Origin of the sequence: Brevundimonas sp. Root1279 (assembly GCF_001425945.1) — a bacterium.
Taxonomy (GTDB): domain Bacteria; phylum Pseudomonadota; class Alphaproteobacteria; order Caulobacterales; family Caulobacteraceae; genus Brevundimonas.
In genome coordinates, this window is the sequence record NZ_LMEB01000006.1 from 378,115 (window position 1) to 395,965 (window position 17,851).

At 69.0% G+C, this 17,851-nt stretch carries 20 protein-coding genes; 2 read left to right on the forward strand and 18 right to left on the reverse strand.

All coding sequences use genetic code 11. The annotated features are described in order from the left end of the window. Window positions 1-54 precede the first annotated feature (54 nt). The 16 genes from ftsH to ASC65_RS09920 all read right to left on the reverse strand — a co-directional run bounded on the left by ftsH (window position 55) and on the right by ASC65_RS09920 (window position 14,352). The gene (ftsH, locus tag ASC65_RS09845; protein WP_056452100.1) at window positions 55-1,983 is read right to left on the reverse strand and encodes an ATP-dependent zinc metalloprotease FtsH; all 1,929 of its coding nucleotides are present in this window, start codon (window positions 1,981-1,983) and stop codon (window positions 55-57) included. Beyond that, window positions 1,980-3,356, reverse strand: a complete 1,377-nt coding sequence (tilS, locus tag ASC65_RS09850) for a tRNA lysidine(34) synthetase TilS (protein WP_235561478.1) — start codon at window positions 3,354-3,356, stop codon at window positions 1,980-1,982. Before tilS ends, ftsH begins: the two co-directional genes overlap by 4 nt. After that, complete coding sequence (locus ASC65_RS09855) at window positions 3,305-4,204, reverse strand: hypothetical protein (RefSeq protein WP_056452103.1); 900 nt, start codon at window positions 4,202-4,204, stop codon at window positions 3,305-3,307. The genes tilS and ASC65_RS09855 overlap by 52 nt, the downstream gene beginning before the upstream one ends. A 39-nt stretch (window positions 4,205-4,243) precedes the next feature. Beyond that, entirely contained in the window at window positions 4,244-5,341 is a 1,098-nt protein-coding gene (locus ASC65_RS09860) for a DUF3667 domain-containing protein (RefSeq protein ID WP_056452106.1), read from the reverse strand. A 109-nt stretch (window positions 5,342-5,450) separates the two neighbouring features. Further along, a complete protein-coding gene (gene pal, locus ASC65_RS09865; RefSeq protein WP_056452702.1) occupies window positions 5,451-6,002 on the reverse strand; it encodes a peptidoglycan-associated lipoprotein Pal in 552 nt (183 codons plus the stop codon). A gap of 127 nt (window positions 6,003-6,129) precedes the next feature. Then, entirely contained in the window at window positions 6,130-7,491 is a 1,362-nt protein-coding gene (gene tolB / locus ASC65_RS09870; protein WP_056452704.1) for a Tol-Pal system beta propeller repeat protein TolB, read from the reverse strand. A 94-nt stretch (window positions 7,492-7,585) separates the two neighbouring features. Further along, window positions 7,586-8,392, reverse strand: a complete 807-nt coding sequence (locus ASC65_RS09875) for a hypothetical protein (protein WP_056452109.1) — start codon at window positions 8,390-8,392, stop codon at window positions 7,586-7,588. Window positions 8,393-8,396: 4 nt separating this feature from the next. Then, the gene (locus ASC65_RS09880; RefSeq protein ID WP_056452112.1) at window positions 8,397-8,858 is read right to left on the reverse strand and encodes an ExbD/TolR family protein; all 462 of its coding nucleotides are present in this window, start codon (window positions 8,856-8,858) and stop codon (window positions 8,397-8,399) included. Between the two features lie 3 nt (window positions 8,859-8,861). Continuing rightward, a complete protein-coding gene (gene tolQ / locus ASC65_RS09885; protein ID WP_056452114.1) occupies window positions 8,862-9,575 on the reverse strand; it encodes a protein TolQ in 714 nt (237 codons plus the stop codon). A 129-nt stretch (window positions 9,576-9,704) separates the two neighbouring features. After that, window positions 9,705-10,154, reverse strand: a complete 450-nt coding sequence (gene ybgC, locus ASC65_RS09890; RefSeq protein ID WP_056452117.1) for a tol-pal system-associated acyl-CoA thioesterase — start codon at window positions 10,152-10,154, stop codon at window positions 9,705-9,707. Further along, entirely contained in the window at window positions 10,151-10,579 is a 429-nt protein-coding gene (locus ASC65_RS09895) for a hypothetical protein (RefSeq protein WP_156459614.1), read from the reverse strand. Before ASC65_RS09895 ends, ybgC begins: the two co-directional genes overlap by 4 nt. Window positions 10,580-10,665: 86 nt before the next feature. After that, window positions 10,666-11,043, reverse strand: a complete 378-nt coding sequence (locus ASC65_RS09900; protein WP_056452123.1) for a hypothetical protein — start codon at window positions 11,041-11,043, stop codon at window positions 10,666-10,668. 58 nt (window positions 11,044-11,101) lie between these two features. Then, on the reverse strand, window positions 11,102-12,136 hold the full coding sequence (gene ruvB / locus ASC65_RS09905) for a Holliday junction branch migration DNA helicase RuvB (RefSeq protein ID WP_056452707.1): 1,035 nt from the start codon (window positions 12,134-12,136) through the stop codon (window positions 11,102-11,104). Between the two features lie 153 nt (window positions 12,137-12,289). Continuing rightward, the gene (gene ruvA, locus ASC65_RS09910; RefSeq protein WP_056452126.1) at window positions 12,290-12,907 is read right to left on the reverse strand and encodes a Holliday junction branch migration protein RuvA; all 618 of its coding nucleotides are present in this window, start codon (window positions 12,905-12,907) and stop codon (window positions 12,290-12,292) included. Continuing rightward, the gene (ruvC, locus tag ASC65_RS09915; protein ID WP_056452129.1) at window positions 12,904-13,419 is read right to left on the reverse strand and encodes a crossover junction endodeoxyribonuclease RuvC; all 516 of its coding nucleotides are present in this window, start codon (window positions 13,417-13,419) and stop codon (window positions 12,904-12,906) included. Before ruvC ends, ruvA begins: the two co-directional genes overlap by 4 nt. A gap of 66 nt (window positions 13,420-13,485) precedes the next feature. Continuing rightward, entirely contained in the window at window positions 13,486-14,352 is an 867-nt protein-coding gene (locus tag ASC65_RS09920; RefSeq protein ID WP_056452132.1) for a hypothetical protein, read from the reverse strand. A 109-nt stretch (window positions 14,353-14,461) separates the two neighbouring features. On the opposite strand from ASC65_RS09920, the gene ASC65_RS17345 reads away from it, so the two are divergent. Together ASC65_RS17345 and ASC65_RS09930 are read left to right on the forward strand one after the other, a co-directional pair. After that, window positions 14,462-14,875: a MarR family winged helix-turn-helix transcriptional regulator gene (locus tag ASC65_RS17345; protein WP_162245669.1), complete on the forward strand. Its 414-nt coding sequence runs from the start codon at window positions 14,462-14,464 to the stop codon at window positions 14,873-14,875. Then, the gene (locus tag ASC65_RS09930) at window positions 14,868-16,109 is read left to right on the forward strand and encodes an MFS transporter (protein ID WP_056452138.1); all 1,242 of its coding nucleotides are present in this window, start codon (window positions 14,868-14,870) and stop codon (window positions 16,107-16,109) included. Before ASC65_RS17345 ends, ASC65_RS09930 begins: the two co-directional genes overlap by 8 nt. Before the next feature lie 269 nt (window positions 16,110-16,378). On the opposite strand, the gene ASC65_RS09935 is transcribed toward ASC65_RS09930, so the two are convergent. Both ASC65_RS09935 and ASC65_RS09940 read right to left on the reverse strand, forming a co-directional pair. Beyond that, a complete protein-coding gene (locus tag ASC65_RS09935) occupies window positions 16,379-17,068 on the reverse strand; it encodes an MgtC/SapB family protein (protein WP_442854122.1) in 690 nt (229 codons plus the stop codon). 68 nt (window positions 17,069-17,136) lie between these two features. Then, entirely contained in the window at window positions 17,137-17,835 is a 699-nt protein-coding gene (locus ASC65_RS09940; protein ID WP_056452144.1) for an MgtC/SapB family protein, read from the reverse strand. Window positions 17,836-17,851: the final 16 nt, after the last annotated feature.

Sequence of the window (17,851 nt, forward strand, 5' to 3'; positions counted from 1 at the left end):
AAGGCCCTGCCGGACGGACGTCCGACAGGGCCTTGGTTCAAATCAGCGACCAGGTCAGTGGACCGTCGGCTGCTCCGCCTCGACGCCTTCCGACACCGGGGTGATCGGCACCGATACCGACGGGCCCGAGTTGGGGAAGTTGTTCTCGTCGCGGTTCGGGGCCAGCCCCTTCTCCAGCAGGTCCTTGATCTCCTCACCGGACAGGGTCTCGTACTCGAGCAGGGCCTGAGCCAGCTTCTCCCAATCGTCGTTCTTCTCGGCCAGGATTTCACGGGCGCGGGTCTCGCCGGCCTCGATCAGCTTGCGCACCTCGGCGTCGATGAGCTTCGCCGTCTCCTGGGAGATGTTGGTGCTCTGCGACACGGAATGACCCAGGAAGACCTCTTGCTGGTTGCTCTGGTAGCGGACCCGGCCAAGCGTCTCGGACATCCCCCATTCCATGATCATGGCGCGGGCCAGACCGGTGGCGCTCTGGATATCGCCCGTTGCGCCGTTGGTGACCTTCTCAGGGCCGAACTTGCGGATCTCGGCCTCGCGGCCGCCGAACATCATGGCCAGCTTAGAAATGCACCACTCGCGAGTGTAGGAGTAGCGGTCGCCTTCCGGCAGCGACATCACCATGCCCAGGGCGCGACCGCGCGGGATGATCGTGGCTTTGTGGATCGGGTCGTGGCTCGGCATGTTCAGCCCGACGATGGCGTGGCCCGCCTCATGGTAGGCGGTCATCTGCTTCTCTTCCTCGCTCATGACCATCGACTTGCGCTCAGCGCCCATCATGACCTTGTCCTTGGCGTCCTCGAAGTCGCGGTGGGTGACCATGCGACGGTCCTTGCGGGCCGCCATCAGGGCCGCCTCATTGACCAGGTTGGCCAGGTCGGCGCCCGAGAAGCCGGGGGTGCCGCGGGCGATGGTCTTGACGTTGACGTCGGCCGCCAGCGGCACGTCCTTCATATGCACGCGCAGGATCTTTTCGCGGCCGCCCACGTCGGGGTTCGGCACCACCACCTGGCGGTCGAAGCGGCCGGGACGCAGCAGGGCCGGGTCCAGAACGTCGGGACGGTTGGTGGCGGCGATCAGGATGATGCCCTCGTTGGACTCGAAGCCGTCCATCTCGACCAGCAGCTGGTTGAGGGTCTGTTCGCGCTCGTCGTTGCCCCCGCCCAGACCGGCGCCGCGGTGACGGCCGACAGCGTCGATTTCATCGATGAAGATGATGCAGGGGGCGTTTTTCTTGGCCTGTTCGAACATGTCGCGGACGCGGCTGGCGCCGACGCCGACGAACATCTCGACGAAGTCCGAGCCGGAGATCGAGAAGAAGGGCACGCCGGCTTCACCTGCGACGGCGCGGGCCAGCAGCGTCTTGCCGGTGCCGGGAGGGCCGACCAGCAGGGCGCCCTTGGGGATCTTGCCGCCCAGGCGCTGGAATTTGGCCGGGTCCTTGAGGAAGTCGACGACCTCCTGCAGCTCTTCCTTGGCCTCGTCCACGCCGGCGACGTCGTCGAAGGTCTTGCGACCCTTGTGCTCGGTCAGGAGCTTGGCCTTGGACTTGCCGAAGCCCATGGCCCCGCGCGCGCCGCCCTGCATCTGACGCATGATCAGGATCCACAGGCCGATGATCAGCAGGAAGGGCAGCAGGCCGATGATGGCCGTCACCCACATCGGCTGGGCCGGATCCTCGACATCCACGGTCGCGCCGGTGGCGTTGATGGAGTCCAGCAGCGGCTGGTTCGGCTGAGGCACGAAGGCGGTGAAGGCTTTGCCGTCCTTCAGTTCGCCGGTCACCTTGGAGCCGCGGACGCTGACGGTCTTGATCTCTTGGGCGTCGCGGTGGCGAAGCAGCTGCGAATAGGTCATCTCGACCGGGCGCGCACTGGCGGCCTTCTGACCCGGAGTGGCGAGCGTGCCGCCGCGGCCGGCGGCCACGTAGATCGCCAGCAGGCCGAGAATGACAGCGCCGCAGATGGCCAGATTACGAAGATTCATGCGTCTCTCGATCCCTCGGGGCGCGGCGCGCCCCGGACTTCTGTGATGTCAGCGTCACAAAATAGGTGGTTCCGGGGCGTTGCGCCATGCGCGCGCGACTCCGTCTCCGCCTCCTGCGTCACTCCGCCCAACGCCCGCGCCAGTCTGTCTTCGACCAGCGAGCGCGCTCGGACCCCGTCCCCTGCAAGAACCGTCGCAGCCAGTTCGTTCCGGATCAGCACAGGCCGCCCCCCCCGCGACGCCGCTGGTTCGCCCGCCAGACGCGCCCGGTCGGCCGGTGACAGGGCGGCCATCCGTCCCGCAGCGGGAAGCACGAACCAGCCCGGCTCCGTCGCTGTAAGCGCCCAGCGCCCATCCCAGATCGTCTCGTCGCCCGGCGGCAGAGCCAAGGGCGCCGGCGGGCGACGCAGGAATTCCCCGGCCTCGCGGGTCACGCGGACTTGATCACCGCGGGCCTCGATCCTGGCCCCGCTGAGCGCCGCCGTGAACGTCTCGCCCCCGGCGAGCCGGGCGCGCAGCCGCTCCAGCCGCTCGCCGCGCGGGGGCCGGTCGCCGCCGCCAGCGCAGACCAGGACGGCGGAGAGAACGCGGGTGCCGATGTCGCGCCGGATCAGGATCACGCCCTCGCACGCCGCGACTACCCCGCCCTGCCCCGGCTGGACGTCCGGTTCCGGCTCTGACGCCGCGCCCTCCGCAAGAGCCACGCGCGCGCGGCTGCGGGCGTAGCGGGGATCGGCGTTGGCGGGATCCTCGATCCAGGTCCGCCCGCGCGCCCGGAGCGCGTCGCGCAGATCGGACCGATGGACGTCGAGCAGGGGTCGCAACAGCATCAGTCCCCGCCCCTCCGGCCAGACCGGCGAGGGCCCCCATTCGCGCAGGCGGCCGAGGGTCGAGCCGTTCCGGCGCATCCAGGCCTCTTCCTCGCGGTCGTCGGCGGTGTGGGCGAACAGGATGACCTCGGCCCCGGCCTGGCGGGCGGCGTCGGCCAGCAGACGATGGCGGGCGAGGCGGGCGGCGGCGGGCAGGCCGGAGGCGGGCTTCGCCCCGCTCCAGTCCAGACCACGCCACGCCGCCCCGGCGGCGCGTGCTGCTTCCGCTGCAAAGGCGGTCCAGCGGGCGCTATCAGGGCTGAGGCCGTGGTCGACGGTCAGGGCCAGCAGGGGGCGGTCGCGGACGCGGGCCCAGTCCGCGGCCAGGTCCAGCAGGGCGACCGAGTCGCCCCCGCCGGACAGGGCCAGGGCGACGGGCGCTCTGGACGAGGCCGACAGTCGGGCGTCGATCCGCGCCTCGACCCGGCTGACCCAGGTCGGAGCGGTCTGGGTCAGCCGCCTCTCCGCGGGGCGGCCGGGCGCGCCGCCGCCGGCGCTGCGCAGGCGTAGCGGGTGCGCAGTTCGGTCGCCCGGGTGCGCAGGGTGGCGCTGGCGGTCGGGCCATAGCGGCGAGTGAAGGCGTCGAGGGCTCCGCAGGCGTCCGACTTCTGGTTCAGGGACTGCAGCGCTGTGGCGAAATTCACCGTGGCTTCCGCCGCCCAGATGGTCTGGGGCCAATCGACCAGGGCATCGGCGTAGAAGCTCTTGGCGTTCTCGTAGTCGCCGGCCGAAAGACGCAGGTTGCCGAGGCGGGCGCTGGCTTCTTGCGCCTGGATCGTATCCGGCCATGCCAGGGTCACGGTCTGCAGGGCGCGGTCGCCCATTTCCGGATCGCTGGCGGCCAGGCGCACGGCGGCGGTCAGGTCGCGCGCGGGGTCGCCGGTCGGGGACTCGTCGCTCACCGACGAGCTGAGGATGGCCTCGCGCTGGGCGGCGGCTTCCAGGTCGCGCACCTTGCCCTCGGCGTCACGGACGCGGGTGTTCAGGGTGGCGTTGGAGCGCTTGGCTTCATCGAGTTCGAAATTCAGGCGTTCCAGGTCGCCATTCACATTGCGGAGCGTGGACTCCATGTCCTCAAGCCGACGATCCATGTTGCCAACCCGGCCCTGCAGGGCGACGACCTCGGGGTCCGGCTCAACGAGCACCGGCTGCCCGGCGGCGTTGCGCTGGGTCAGGGCGCGCTCGAGGCGGCGGACGTTGCGGTCCAGCTGCTCCAGGCGGCGCTTGTCCCATTGGATCGGCTCCATCGGCGTGGTCTGCGCCACAACCGTCGTCGCACCGACGATCAGGCTGACGCCGAGCGCGGTGACCAGGAAATTCTTCGAGCGGAACATGGTTTGAAGCTTAGGCATGGCGAAGTCGTCCCACCGATTTGAGGCCGTCGCAAGGCGTCAGCCGGTCAGGCCCAGGGTGATGATGGCGAGCAGGAAGAGGGTGAAGGCGAAGATGCAGAAGTTGAGCAGCACGAAGGTACGCCACCCGGCGGAAAACCACGACAGGCTGTAGGCCCCTTTCAGCTGGGCGAACATGTGCACCGGCACGCCGAAGAGGAAGGCGCACGCGCCGAGCACGGCGAAGCCGCTCCACAACGGGCCGAGGATCATCGTCAGCATCGACAGGATGGAGATGGCCGTCAGCGAATAGAGGACGAAGACCCCGTGGTCGTAGAGGGTGAAACCGCGCCGCCACAGGAAAAGCAAAGCCACGAACGGGATCGAGATCGGGATCAGCAGGAAGCTGAATTTATAGGCCGTCTGCTGGATCTTGTAGACCGCCAGGTCGGGGTTCAGCAGCTTCTTGGTGATCTTCTCGTTCAGGTGCTCGTTGCCAAAGTTCGGCTTGAGCTGGCCGGAGGCCGCCGAGTCGTGGACCGCCGCCTGCCAGCTGCCGTCCTTGAAGCCATCGGTGCGCTTGGTCTTGGCGACCGGGGCGCTGGGGATCACGCCGAGGCCCTTTTCGACAGCGGTGATCGCGGCGCCGCCGACCTTTTCGGCCGAGCCGTCCGACTCCGGCCCCGCCGAGGCGGCGATCTCGTCTCGCGCAGTCTGCAGGTCGGCGGCCAGCGCCGCGCGATCGGCTTCGGACATATTGCTCGTGACGTCAGTCCCGCCGCCGCCCACGCCGAAGCTGATGACGAAGAACATCAGGAAGACGGTGAAAAGGAACATCGCCAGCGGCGAGACATAGCGGGTGCGCTTGCCCTCGACCCACTCGCGGGTCAGTCGGCCGGGATTGAGGGCCAGCAGCGGCAGCGTGCGCCAGATGCGGGCGTCGAAATGCAGCACGCCGTGCAGCATCTCCTCGCCCAGGTGCAGGAGCGATCGGTGCACGTGCGTCGGCTGGCCGCAGTTGGAGCAGAATTTGCCCTCCACCGCCTGACCGCAGTCGGTGCAGTTGCCGTGGGCGTCGCCGGCGTGACCGGTCGGGCGCTCAAGGGCGCCGGCCAGTAGGCCGCCGGTCGCCGCCCCGCCTGCTGCATCGATATCCATGGCAATCCCCCTCGTTCGCCTGAATTTACTCGCCCGGCGGGAGTCCGGTCAAAAGGAAAGGGGCGGCCGTTGCGGGCCGCCCCTTCCCCGGACGTTCAGATCGGTCGTCTTAGCGCGTCGCGCCCGAAACGATGGCGGTGTGGGCGTTGCGGTTGCGGGCCCAGGCTTCCTCGTTCGAACCTTCAGCAATCGGGCGCTCCTTGCCGAAGCTGATGGTGTCGATGCGGCCGGCCGGGATGCCGCGCTCGATCAGATAGGTGCGGACCGACTCGGCGCGGCGGGCGCCCAGGGCCAGGTTGTATTCGCGGGTGCCGCGTTCGTCGGCGTTGCCCTCGATGCGGACGGTGACCGACGGATAGCGCTGCAGCCAGGCGACCTGGGCGTCGAGACGCGGATAGGCGTCCTGACGGACCGAATAGCTGTCGAGGTCGAAGTAGATGCGGTCGCCGACGTTGACGACGAAGTCCTGCTCCGAACCCGGGGCCGCGGCGCCGAGATTGCCGCCGTCGACCGGACCCGAGGGGGCGGTCGGATAGGCAGGGCCGGACGGCGGGGTCACGTCGCCGGTCGGCGTCGTCGGCGGGGTGCGCGGGGTGCAGGCGGCCATAGCAGCGGCGGCGACGCCCACGAGAGCCAGTCGGGCCAGGGTCGAGGTCTTCATCATCAGTTCGTCTCCGTGCGGGTGGAGGCCTACGCCTCAAGCTTGGCTATAAATATCGGGTACCGTCGCGCCAGCCTTTTCGCCAGTCGCGATAACGCGGATTTGAGCCGAAAGGCTCCGCTTGCGATCAGGCAGGGCAGCTGTCGGGGCCGCCGCCGCCCAGGTTGGTGGGCTGTTCATCAAGCAGGGGCGACCAGGCGGGATCGGTGCCGCGGCCGCCGTAACCGGCCTGGCTGACCACCCGGCCGGAGAGATCGACGGTCCAGAGACGCGTGTCGCCACCCGGGGACTGGCGCGCAAACATGATGTAGCGGCCGTTGGGGGCCCAGGACGGGCCTTCCTCGAAATAGCTCGACGACAGGATGCGCTCGCCTGAGCCGTCCGGAGCCATGACCCCGGTCGAGAAGCGGCCGCCGCCCTGTTTGGTGAAGGCGATCAGGTCGCCGCGCGGGCTCCAGTTCGGGGCGGTGTAGATGCCGCCGCCGCGCGAGATGGCGCGTTGGCCCGAGCCGTCGGCGCGCATGACATAAAGCCGGGCCGAGCCCGAGCGGTCGGAGGTGAAGACCAGTTGGCTGTTGTCCGGGCTGAACGAGGGCGAGGTGTCGATGCCCGGATCGGAGGTCAGGCGGCGCACCTGGCGGGTGGCCAGGTCCATCACATAGACGTCGGTGTTGCCGCCCCGGATGATCGAGAAGGCCATCTTGGTGCCGTCGTTCGAGAAGCGCGGCGCGAGCACCTGGCCGTCGAACTCGCCCAGAGACTCGCGGCGCTGGGTCGAAAGGTTGAACAGGTAGATGCGGCTGTAGTCCTTGCCGAGCGCCACATAGGTGATCTCGTTCGGGTCGCTGAGCGAGAACCGCGGCGACATGATCACCTCGTCCCCCTGGGTCAGGTAGAACGGGTTGAAGCCGTCCTGGTCCGAGATGGCCAGGCGCGACAGGCGGTTCAGCTGGGTGCCGCTCTCCGCCACAAACAGCACGCGGCTGTCGAAGAAGCCCGCCTCGCCGGTCATGCGCTGATAGACCAGGTCAGCGATCTTGTGACCGATGCGGCGCCACTGCTCGGGCGTGGCGGTGAAGCGGTAGGCCACGAGCTGGCACTGGCGGTACGGATCGTACAGGCGGAAGCCGAAGTCGTTGCGGCCGTCCGGACGCGGCGTCACCGAGCCGTACAGCACCGCCTGGGCGCCGATCGACGTCCACTGGGGGAAGTTCGGCGCATTGGCCAGGCTCAGCCCGGTCTCGACGAAGCTGTTCGGATCCAGCGGCTCGAAATAGCCCGAGCGGCGCAGGTCGGCGCGGATCACCGAGCCCAGGTCCGCGCCGTTCTGACCCTCGAAATTGACCACCGCGACCGGGAAGGGGCGCAGGTTGGCCTCGTTGATCTCATAGACCTGATCCGGCGCCGGTTGCGCCGGTTGCGTCTGCGCCATCAGCGGCGTGGCCGCGACGGTGCAGGCCAGGGCGACGACGAACTTCAGAGCGGTCATGGTCTTCATCAGGCTATCGATCCGTTTCGTATCTCTGAGCTTTGCAGATGGTCGTCCGCAATAAGGCGACTTTCAGGCTAAGCCGTCCTGACGGCTACTGATTTGCGCAAACGCGGTCGGCCCGGAAGCGCAAGGTGATCTGGGAAGGTTCCCAGTCGTCGGGCAGGCGGAAGGGCTGCGCCGCGGCGATTGCGCGCCGCATCGTGTCCGTGGCGCTTCGCCAGGCGGCGCCCGAGCCCTGGTCGAGGAAGGTCGGGCCCGAGGTGACGCGGCCGTTCTCACCGACGGTCATGCGGACCGTCACGATCAATTCGCGCGCGCCCGGCAGGTCGCACTGGAAGTCCCAGCGGTCCTGCACCTGGCCGCTGATGGCCTGCAGCTGCGGACCGGTCGCCCGGGCGGCCGCGCCGGCGCCCCGTTCGCCGGCGGGCGGCTGAGTGCTCGGATTGCGCGGCGGGCGCGGGTTGCGGGGGCCCTGCTTCTGGAAGCGGCGCGGATCGAACTCCGGCTCGGGCGGCGTGACCGGGCCCTTTTTGGCCGGCGGCGGACGGGTCGCCGGGGGCGGGGGCGGCGTGCGCGGGGTGTTCGGACGAGGCGCGACAGCCTTCTCGGGGGGACGCGGGGTCGGCGGCGTCGGGACGGGCTCGGGTTCCGGCGGGGGCGGCTCCGGCAGGGTCGGCTCCGGCGCCGTGACCGGATCAGACGCAGTCAGGTCGTCGGTCGGATTGTCGGCCGGGCCGGCCTCGATGACCGTGCTGGAAATGATCGACACCGGCACCGAGTTGATCATCGGGCGCGAGGGCGCCTGCCCGACCTTCCACAAAAGGGCGAGCGCGAAACATCCGACCACCACTGCGTGGACGACGATCGAAACGATCAGCGAGACGCCGGGACGATCCAAGCGATCAGCCCTCCGCGCCGGACGCCGAAGTGTCCGTGATCAGGTTCAGCTTGGTGAAGCCGGCGCCGGACAGGCGCGCCATCACCCGGGCCACGGCCTGATACGGCGCGCGGCCGTCGGCGCGCACGAAGACCGGGGTCTCGCGCGAGCCCTCGCTCGCCTCCTGGCTGACGCGCTCGACCAGCCGTTCCCAGGCGACCAAACCGTCAGCGACGTAGATGCCGCCGTCCTTGTCGATCGAGACGGTGACCGGCTCCTGAGAGACGTCGACCGCGCTGGCCTCGGTCTTGGGCAGTTCGACCTCGACGCCGGTGGTCAGCAGGGGGGCCGAGATCATGAAGATGATCAGCAGCACCAGCATGACGTCGACCAGCGGGGTGACGTTGATCTCGCTCAGCGGACGCTTGCGCGCCCGGCGCCGGCCGCGGACGTGTCCGCCGCCGCCGGCCGCTCCTCCGAGGGCCATGGCTCAGACCTCCCGCGCCGACGAACCGACCGACCCGCCCAGGCGGCGCGCGACGGCGGCCTGCAGGTCGTCGGCGAAGCTCTCCAGGCGGCCGGTGAACTTGCCCGCGTCGATCGAGAACTTGTTGTAGGCGATGTAGGCCGGGATGGCCGCGGCCAGACCGATGGCGGTGGCGAACAGGGCCTCGGCGATGGCCGGGGCGACCGTCGTCAGGTTGGTGTTGCCCGCCTCGGCGATGCGGCCGAACGCGTTCATGATGCCCCACACCGTGCCGAACAGGCCGATGAAGGGCGAAGAGGTGGCGACCACCGACAGCACGCCCAGCCCGGCCTCGACGCGCTGGCTCTCGCGGGCGATCAGGCTGTCCAGGGCGCGGTCGATGCGGGCCATCAGCATATTGCCCTGGTTCTCCGTCAGGGCGCCGCGGCCGCGAGCCTCGCGCCAGTCGGTCAGGGCGATCAGCAGCATGCGCGGCAGCGGGTGGGCCGGATCCGGCCCGGCCTGGGCGGCGATCTCCTCCAGAGACCGGCCCGAGCCGACGGCGCGCTCGAAGGCGGTGGCCTGGCTGTTCAGGCCTGCGAATTTGATCGCCTTGTCGATGATCACCGCCCACGACCAGAGCGAAGCGATGGCCAGGCCGATCATGATCGCCTTCACGACCAGGTCGGCCTCCATGAACAGGCTCACGGGGTTCATCATCGAGGCGTCGGCGGTCATCCAGTCGTCCTTTGCGTCCGTCCATCCCTGTGCATCGGACAGGCGTGGCCGTTGTGTGGCGATGTCAGCCGGGTCTAGCGGGGCGCGCCGCTCGCGTCACCCGTCTGCATCTGACAGGTGTGTGAACGGTCAAGCTTGGGGCGGCAACCAGGGCGTGATCCGCTCGACCAGCGCCCGCGTCGGACGCCGCGGACGGCCATCCATGTGGATGCAGACCGCTTCGACCTCGGCCCGGCACAGCTCGACCTCGCCGCGCCAGATCGACTGCCCGATGAGCAGACGCGGCCCCTTGACGGCCCTGTACTGGGTGCGCACCACCAGCTCGTCGTCGATACGGGCCGGCTTGAGGTAGGCGATCTCCAGCTTCGAGACGACGAAGGCCATCGGCTCGTCGCCATCCAGCAGCTCGGCGTGGCCGACGCCCATCAGGCGCAGCGCATCCGACCGGCCGCGCTCGAAATAGCGCACATAGTTGGCGTGATAGACGAGGCCAGTGAAGTCGGTGTCCTCATAGTAGACCCGCACCGGCAGCCGGTGCTCGGTCCCCTCGAAACGGCCGGCGGTGGGTCGGTCGGTCATGCGGCCTCCAAACGACGGCGCAGGTAGGCCAGGATCACCGCCTCGTCGTCGCGCGCCAGATAGCGGCAACCCGTGACGAGGGCGAAGCCGAACAGGAACATGCCGCCAGGCACGAGGACAAAGTATATCCAGTCCCCTTCGACCGGCGACCCGCCAGCCACGCCCTGGAGGGCGAGGCTGCAAAAGAGGAGAAGGAAGCCGAACCAGGCCAGCATGAGGATCCGCACGGGCATCGAGACTCCGGCGACGGTCTGAACGATGGCGTTGCCCCGGTTGTCGGCGACGCTGACGCTTACGACGGTGCGGAAGCTGTTTTGATAGAAGATTCGGCGCACGACCCTGGCCTCGCGGCCCAACATCCGGCCCCTCACGGCGCCGACCTCGCCGCCGAACAATCCGCTGAAATCCTCCTGGAGCCGGACCAAACACTCTTCAGCGCTCAGGTCCGACCTGAACTGCGTCCGCCGATCGCGCCATCCCGACTGGAACAGGGTCCAGATCGCGCCACCAATCACGAACGTCCCCGCGCGACATTGGCCCGGACCAGGAAGCCCGGGCACAGGTCCCTCAGCATCTCGTCGAACTCGGCCTTCAGCGGATCCGTCTCCAGCAGAATGCGGTTCGGGCGCGAGATGAAGACGGTCAGCTGGCCGCTGTGGGAGACATAGCCGCAGACCGCGCGGCGGCGGCCGGTCTCGGTGTAGCGGATCACCGCATGGCGGCCGATCAGGTCGCGCAGCTGCTCCTGGGCCCGCGCCTCGGGATCGACCTTCTGCGCGCCGAGCGCTCCTCCCTGACTGACGATCCAGAGCACCCCGACGCCGAGAAGCAGCACAGCTCCGCCCAACACGGTGATCAACCGGTCCGCCCTGATGACCCGACGCGTCATGTTCGCTCCCTCGACCGAACGACCATGACGGGGTTTCACGGCGAGGTGAAGGCGTTGATCACTTGCCGCCGAACAGATCGCCGGCCTGGGGCGCCTTGGGCGGCTCGGTCAGGCCGAGGTGGGCGTAGGCCCGCGCGCAGGCCATCCGGCCGCGGGGCGTGCGCTGGATGAAGCCCTGCTGCAGCAGATAGGGCTCGATCACGTCCTCGACGGCGTCGCGCGCCTCGGCGATGGCGGCGGCGAGCGTGTCCATGCCGACCGGCCCGCCGCCGTAATTCTCGATCAGGGCCTTGAGGAAGCGGCGGTCGTTCGAGTCCAGGCCGACCTCGTCGATCTCCAGCCGGGCCAGGGCCCGCGCCGCCTCCAGCTTGCCTATCGAGGCCGCCCCGTCCGCCGAGGCGAAGTCGCGCACGCGGCGGAGCAGCCGCCCGGCCACGCGCGGCGTGCCCCGCGACCGCGAGGCGATCTCCAGAGCCCCCTCCTCCGTCAGGGGCGCGCCGAGCTTGCGGGCCGCCCCCATGACCACCCGGGTCAGCTCCTGCGGCGTGTAGAACTCCAGCCGCAGCGGGATGCCGAAACGGTCGCGCAGCGGCGTGGCCAGCAAACCGGCCCGCGTCGTCGCCCCGACCAGGGTGAAGGGCGCCAGGTCGATGCGCACCGAGCGCGCCGACGGCCCCTCGCCGATGATCAGATCCAGCACATGGTCCTCCATGGCCGGATAGAGGATCTCCTCGACCGCCGGGGCGAGGCGGTGGATCTCGTCGATGAAGAGGACGTCGCGCGGCTCGAGATTGGTCAGGATGGCCGCCAGGTCCCCCGCCTTGGCCAGGATCGGGCCCGAGGTGGCGCGAAAGCCGACGCCCAGTTCGCGCGACACGATCTGCGCCAGGGTGGTCTTGCCCAGTCCCGGCGGGCCGAACAGGAGGACGTGGTCCAAGGCCTCCTGACGATGCCGGGCGGCGTCGATGAAGACCTTCAGATTGCCCTTGGCCTGCTCCTGGCCGACGAACTCCGACAGGGTCTGCGGGCGCAGCGCCTTGTCGTGGACTTCGCCGGGGGCGGGCTGTCCCGATACGAGCCTGTCCTCAGTCATGCTCATATCCGCTCATCCCCGCGAAAGCGGGGACCCAGTCCTGTCCAGCGTGACGCCTGCGCCTCAGGACTAACGACTGACGTCCAATCGGACAACGGTCGTCACCCAAAGCACTGGGTCCCCGCTTTCGCGGGGATGAGCGGGAGAGAAAAATCACCGCCCCAACTCCTGAAGCGCCGCGCGGATCACGGCCGACAGCTCGGCCTCGTCGCCCAGGCGGATCAGCGCCTGGTCGACGGCGCGGCGGGCGTTGACCTCGGCCACGCCGAGCCCGAGCAGGGCCGACACGGCCTCGCCGGTGATGCTGGGAACGGGCGCGGCCGCCTCGACGTGCACGCCCGGCGCGCTCGGCGTGAAGGAGGTGTCGCCCAGCGACTTTCCCTTCAACTCGGTGACGATGCGCAGGGCCAGCTTGGGACCGACGCCGTTGGCGCGGCCGACCGCGGCCTTGTCGTCGCGCGCCACCGCCGAGGCCAGTTCGTCGGGCGGCAGCACGTCGAGTACGCCGAGCGCGGCCTTGGGCCCGACGCCCTGGATGGCCAGCAGGGTGGTGAAGGCGCGGCGCTCGTCGCGGGTCAGGAAGCCGTACAGTCGCGGCCCGGCGTCCTCGCTCCACTGTGAATGGACGTGCACCGTGGCCTCGTCGCCCGGCGCCGGCAGGCGCTGCAGGGTGCGGGCGCCGCAGGACACCACATAGCCGACCCCGGCGCAGTCGATCAGGCAGTGGTCCTGCTCGACCTCGGCCAGCACCCCCCTCAGTCGACCGATCATGCCGCGCCTTTCAGGGTTTCGAGCAGGGCCCGCTTGCGCAGCTGGGCATGGGTGATGGCCACAGCCAGGGCGTCCGCGGCGTCGGCCTTGGCGTCGCCGGACTGGGGCAGCAGGCGTTTGACCATGAAGGCGATCTGGCCCTTGTCTGCGTGGCCGGCCCCGACCACCGCCTTCTTGATCAGGGTCGGCGAATACTCCGCGACCGGCAGGCCGCATTTGGCGGGCGCCAGCATGACGGCGGCGCGGGCGTGGCCCAGCTTGAGGGTCGATGACGGGTTCACGTTGACGAACACCTCCTCGATCGCCGCCTCGTCGCAGCCGTAGTCGGCGCAGACGGCGCCGACGGCGTCGAGAAGATGCAGCAGCCGCTCGCTGAACGGAGCGATCTCCGAGGGCGTCACCACCCCGTGCGCGATCCAACGCAGGCGCGAACCCTCGGCCTCGATCACGCCCCATCCGGTGCGCCGCAGACCGGGGTCCAGCCCCAGGATTCGAGTCGCTTCGTTCGCCATCCGTTCCGTTATTGCCGATAGATGGCTAACGGACAATGACTAGGCCGGCTGGTGGGCCTCCACGCTTCAAACAGTCGCGACGCGGACCAGCCAATTGGCCAGCGAAAAACCGATCGTCGTGAACGTAAAGGCCAGCGCTAATCCATAGACGACTACCGTTGAAACTCCCTCCCAGATCCAAAAGGAAAACCATCGATCCCGGTACATGCGCTTGTTCAGCCGAATCCGATCCGCGGCCCTCAACGCATACGTTTGAAGGTCTTTGGAATGACGGTTGAGCGCGTTCTGGGATGCTTCGACCCTATCTAGGTCGCGAGAAACCCCAGCAATCTTCTCAAGTGCGGCCATTCGAAACTTGTTCTGCTGATCCGCGACCATCGCCGCGAACTCCTCATCGACTCCTTGCCGTATCGCGGGATCAGGATGATTCCGGCGGATCGCCGTTTGCGACGAGAAATTCTCGTAGTGCCCCGCCATGAGGGCCTCTCCACGACTTGGATCGGCGACATCCAAAAACGCATCGTTCAAACGATCTGGTAGCGCAGAAACGAGCTCAGCGAAGTCCTTTTGGTTCGCGTCCAACGCTTCCGAATGATCTTGGAGCGCTTGCGCCACCGAGCGCACTTGGACTTCGTAACTGGCGAGCTTGGAGGCATCCATCAGGTCGGCATTGGAACGATGGGCGGCCCAGAATTGATGAACAAAGCCCCAGAAGTAATAGGTGGCTGCCGCGAATAATGCGGCTCGAAGCATGATTGGCGACGCCCCTTCCAAGCCAGCGGCACCCTTTACCGCGTCAATCGCTTCAGCCAGGCCGGTGGTCGAGCCCAAGACAACCAGCGAGCCTGAAAGCAGCATCACCGTGCGCTTGATGCGGTGGAAGGCGTCACTCAGCTCGAGTTCGACCGGTGTCGGCTTGTTCTCAGCACTCACTGCGTCCCGCTCCGACCGAATCGTCCACCCGATTTCAATCAGCTTGGATAGTGACGCTCCGTCAAGCAACGCATTGCATATGCAACAAGCGAGGCGTATTGCATATGCAATGTCCGACGATCTCCCCTGCGTCTGCGGTCGGTTGCGCCGCACCTCCCGCGCCCTCACCCGCCTCTACGACGAGGCCCTGGCGCCGACCGGCCTGACCGTCACCCAGTTCTCGGTGATGCGCACCCTCGGCCGCCTTGAGCACCCGAACCTGGCCGAGCTGGCCGAGGCTACGGCGCACGAGAAAAGCGCCCTGTGGCGTACCCTTCAGCCGCTGGTGAAGAAGGGCTGGGTCGCCTCCGCGCCGGTCGCCGGCAAGCGCGGCGGGCGGCTGGCGGTCACAGACGTCGGCCGCGGCAAGCTGGAGGAGGCCATGCCCGGCTGGCGCGCCGCCCAGGCCCGGGTCAGCGAGACCCTCGGCCCGCGCGAGGCCGCCCTGATCGAACTGCTGTCGGAGGTCGAGGCCCATGTCTGACGCCGCTATCATTCCGCCCGCCAAGCTCTCCAACCGCGCCTGGATCATGATCCTGGCGGGGGCCTTCATCGTCACCCTGTCGATGGGCGTGCGGCAGGCCTTCGGCCTGTTCCTGACTCCGTTGGGGCTGGACCTGGAGGTCGACCGCCAGACCTTCGGCCTGATCGTGGCCGCCCAGAACCTGCTGTTCGGGGTGATGCAGCCCTTCGTCGGCGCCTGGGCGGACAAGCATGGGGCGGGCAAGGTCGCCGTCGTCGGCGCGGCGGTCTACGCGGCCGGCCTGCTGATCGCCGCCACCGCCGCCAGCGCGCTCGGCCTGGCCATCGGCTTCGGCGCCCTGGTCGGCCTGGCCATGGCGGGCTGCACCTTCACCGTCATCCTCGGCGCCGTCGGCAAGATCGTGCCCGCCGAGAAGCGCACCCTGGCCTTCGGCTTGGTCACCGCCGGCGGCTCGCTCGGCCAGTTCCTGGTCGTGCCCGCCGCGCAGGGCCTGCTCGACGCGCTGGACTGGCGCCTGACCCTGTTCGCCCTCGCCGGCCTGATCGCCCTGATCGCGCCCCTGGCCCTCGGCGTCGCCGGCAAGCCGCCTGCCGCCCTCGGTCAGGACGACGGTCCGCCGATCCGCGAGGCCCTGCGCGAGGCCTTCGCCCACCCGTCCTTCTGGCTGCTCAACGCCGGCTTCTTCGTCTGCGGCTTCCACATCGCCTTCGTCGGCACCCACCTGCCCGCCTACATCCGCGACGAGGGCCTGCCGGCGCAGACCGGCGCCTACGCCCTGGCCCTGATCGGACTGTTCAACATCGCCGGCTCCTGGCTGTGGGGCGCCTGGGGTTCGAAGCGGTCGAAGAAGGGCCTGCTGGGCCTGCTCTACGCCCTGCGCGGCGTTGCCATCGCCATCTTCCTGGTCGTTCCGCTTTCGTCGATGAGCGTGCTGATCTTCGCCGCCGCCTTCGGCTTCCTGTGGCTCGGGACCGTGCCCCTGACCAACGGCCTGGTCGCCCAGATCTACGGCCTCAGGCACCTGTCGGCCCTCGGCGGCATCGTCTTCCTGAGCCATCAGGTGGGAGCCTTCCTCGGCGCCTGGCTGGCGGGCCTGGCCTTCGACGCCACAGGCTCCTACGGCCCGATCTGGATCGCCTCGATCGCGCTCGGCTTCATGGCCGCGGCGGTCAATCTGCCGATCCGCGAGGCCCCGATCAGCCGCGCCGCGCCTGTTCCGGTCGCCGCCGAATGACCCGAAAACTGGCCATCGGCGCTGCGATCGCCGCCGTCCTCGGCCTGGGCCTGTGGTTATGGAGCCGGCACGGGCTGGCGGTGTTCGTCGACGCCGCCATCGCCTTCTGCACCTGACGTCAGATCAGCGGCCGCAGCCCTTCAACCGCTCGTCGCGCAGATCCGGATCGATCGGCCCGATGCCGAGGCAGGTCACGGTCGGCTCCTCGAAACGGCCAGCGCCTCGCGGCGGACGACGCAGTACAGCTCAGATCGGCTGCGGCCGCCCCCTTATTCGTCGCGCGGCATGACCGCGAACCCGGCCAACCCCTCCTCAGAGCCCAGTCGCCCGACCAGGCCGTCGATATCCATGGGCATCTGGCCCTTCACCTTCATGTGGTGCTCGTGCAGGGCGCCCTCCTGGGTGATGACGTGGCCGATGCGGACCGCCCTCATGCCCTCGGCGTGCAGCAGGTCGCGCAGGCGCGCCTCGCCCGGCGCCTGGCCGCGCTTCCACTTCAGGGTCACGTCGACCACGCCGACGTGCGGCAGTTTGGCGTCGAGCAGGCGCAGCACGGCCAGCACCGCCAGGGTCGCACCCGCCCCGATCAGCGCCAGCTGCAGCATGCCGACCCCGAACAGCACCCCGATCGCCGAGGTCACCCACAACGAGGCCGCGGTGGTCAGGCCGTGGACCGAGAAGCCCTCCCGGAAGATGACCCCGGCGCAGAGGAAGCCGATGCCGGTCAGCAGGCCGTGCGACATCCGGGTCGGGTCGATGACCACGTTCTGGCCGGTCAGCGCGTAGAAGGCCCAGGTCGCCTGATGCATCGCCGCCAGCATCAGGAGGCAGGAGGTCAGGCAGACCAGGATGTGGGTCCGGAAGCCTGCGGGATGACCATGGTAGGTGCGCTCGACCCCGATTAGCCCGCCCGCCGTCATGGCCGCGGCCACCGGCCAGACCAGGTCCCAGTTGATCACAAAATTCGCTCCGCCGACTGATCGAATCAGGAGCGTAGGCCCGGCTCCGCCGGCGGATCAAGCAAAGCTCAGTCGTCGCGGGGGTCCAGGGCGTAGCCGATCACCCCGTCGATGGTGCGGAGGCGCGCCGCCAAGGCCTTCATCGCCGCCTCGTCGGCCAGCTTCAGACGGAAGCAGCGACGCACCGCGGCCCCCGCCTCGATCAGCTCGATCCGATCGGCGCGGCGGGCGGGGTCAAACGCGGCGAGCGCCGCCTCGACCGCCGCCTCGGCCTCCACGGCCTCGCGCCGCCAGGTCACTTCAGCATCGACCACCGCCTCCTGCGGCAACCGTTTGCTGACCAACCGCAAGGCCACCAGAATGGCCACGGTCAGCAGCGTGCCGGTCGCGCCGAGCAAGAACAGCCCGGCTCCGAACAGCAGGCCGAGCGCAGACGTGATCCACAGGCTCGCCGCCGTGGTCAGGCCATGGATCGAGAAACCGGCGCGGAAGATCACCCCGGCGCACAGGAAGCCGATGCCGGTCAGCACCCCGTGCGCCAATCGCGCCGGGTCGGTCACGATGTTGGCCCCGTCCAGGACGCTGAAGCGCCACGCCCCCTGCGACACCGCCGCCTCCATCAGCAGGGCCGAGGCCAGGCAGACCAGGATGTGGGTGCGCAAGCCGGCGGCGCGGCCCCGCCACTCGCGCTCGAAGCCGATCAGGCCGCCCGCCACCATGGCGGCGAGCAACGGCAGGACGAAACCGGGCAGGTCGTTCAGATCCATGCCCGACCAACGACAG

Coding starts and splice junctions, on each gene's coding strand:
- ASC65_RS09930 (WP_056452138.1), top strand. CDS start 14,868: ATGTCTGACGCCGCTATCATTCCGCCCGCCAAGCTCTCCAACCGCGCC.
- ASC65_RS09900 (WP_056452123.1), bottom strand. CDS start 11,043: ATGACGCGTCGGGTCATCAGGGCGGACCGGTTGATCACCGTGTTGGGC.
- ruvB (WP_056452707.1), bottom strand. CDS start 12,136: ATGACTGAGGACAGGCTCGTATCGGGACAGCCCGCCCCCGGCGAAGTC.
- ruvC (WP_056452129.1), bottom strand. CDS start 13,419: ATGGCGAACGAAGCGACTCGAATCCTGGGGCTGGACCCCGGTCTGCGG.
- ruvA (WP_056452126.1), bottom strand. CDS start 12,907: ATGATCGGTCGACTGAGGGGGGTGCTGGCCGAGGTCGAGCAGGACCAC.
- pal (WP_056452702.1), bottom strand. CDS start 6,002: ATGAAGACCTCGACCCTGGCCCGACTGGCTCTCGTGGGCGTCGCCGCC.
- ftsH (WP_056452100.1), bottom strand. CDS start 1,983: ATGAATCTTCGTAATCTGGCCATCTGCGGCGCTGTCATTCTCGGCCTG.
- ybgC (WP_056452117.1), bottom strand. CDS start 10,154: ATGACCGACCGACCCACCGCCGGCCGTTTCGAGGGGACCGAGCACCGG.
- ASC65_RS09940 (WP_056452144.1), bottom strand. CDS start 17,835: ATGGATCTGAACGACCTGCCCGGTTTCGTCCTGCCGTTGCTCGCCGCC.
- ASC65_RS17345 (WP_162245669.1), top strand. CDS start 14,462: ATGTCCGACGATCTCCCCTGCGTCTGCGGTCGGTTGCGCCGCACCTCC.
- ASC65_RS09880 (WP_056452112.1), bottom strand. CDS start 8,858: ATGGCCCTCGGAGGAGCGGCCGGCGGCGGCGGACACGTCCGCGGCCGG.
- tolQ (WP_056452114.1), bottom strand. CDS start 9,575: ATGACCGCCGACGCCTCGATGATGAACCCCGTGAGCCTGTTCATGGAG.
- ASC65_RS09860 (WP_056452106.1), bottom strand. CDS start 5,341: ATGGATATCGATGCAGCAGGCGGGGCGGCGACCGGCGGCCTACTGGCC.
- tolB (WP_056452704.1), bottom strand. CDS start 7,491: ATGACCGCTCTGAAGTTCGTCGTCGCCCTGGCCTGCACCGTCGCGGCC.
- ASC65_RS09855 (WP_056452103.1), bottom strand. CDS start 4,204: ATGCCTAAGCTTCAAACCATGTTCCGCTCGAAGAATTTCCTGGTCACC.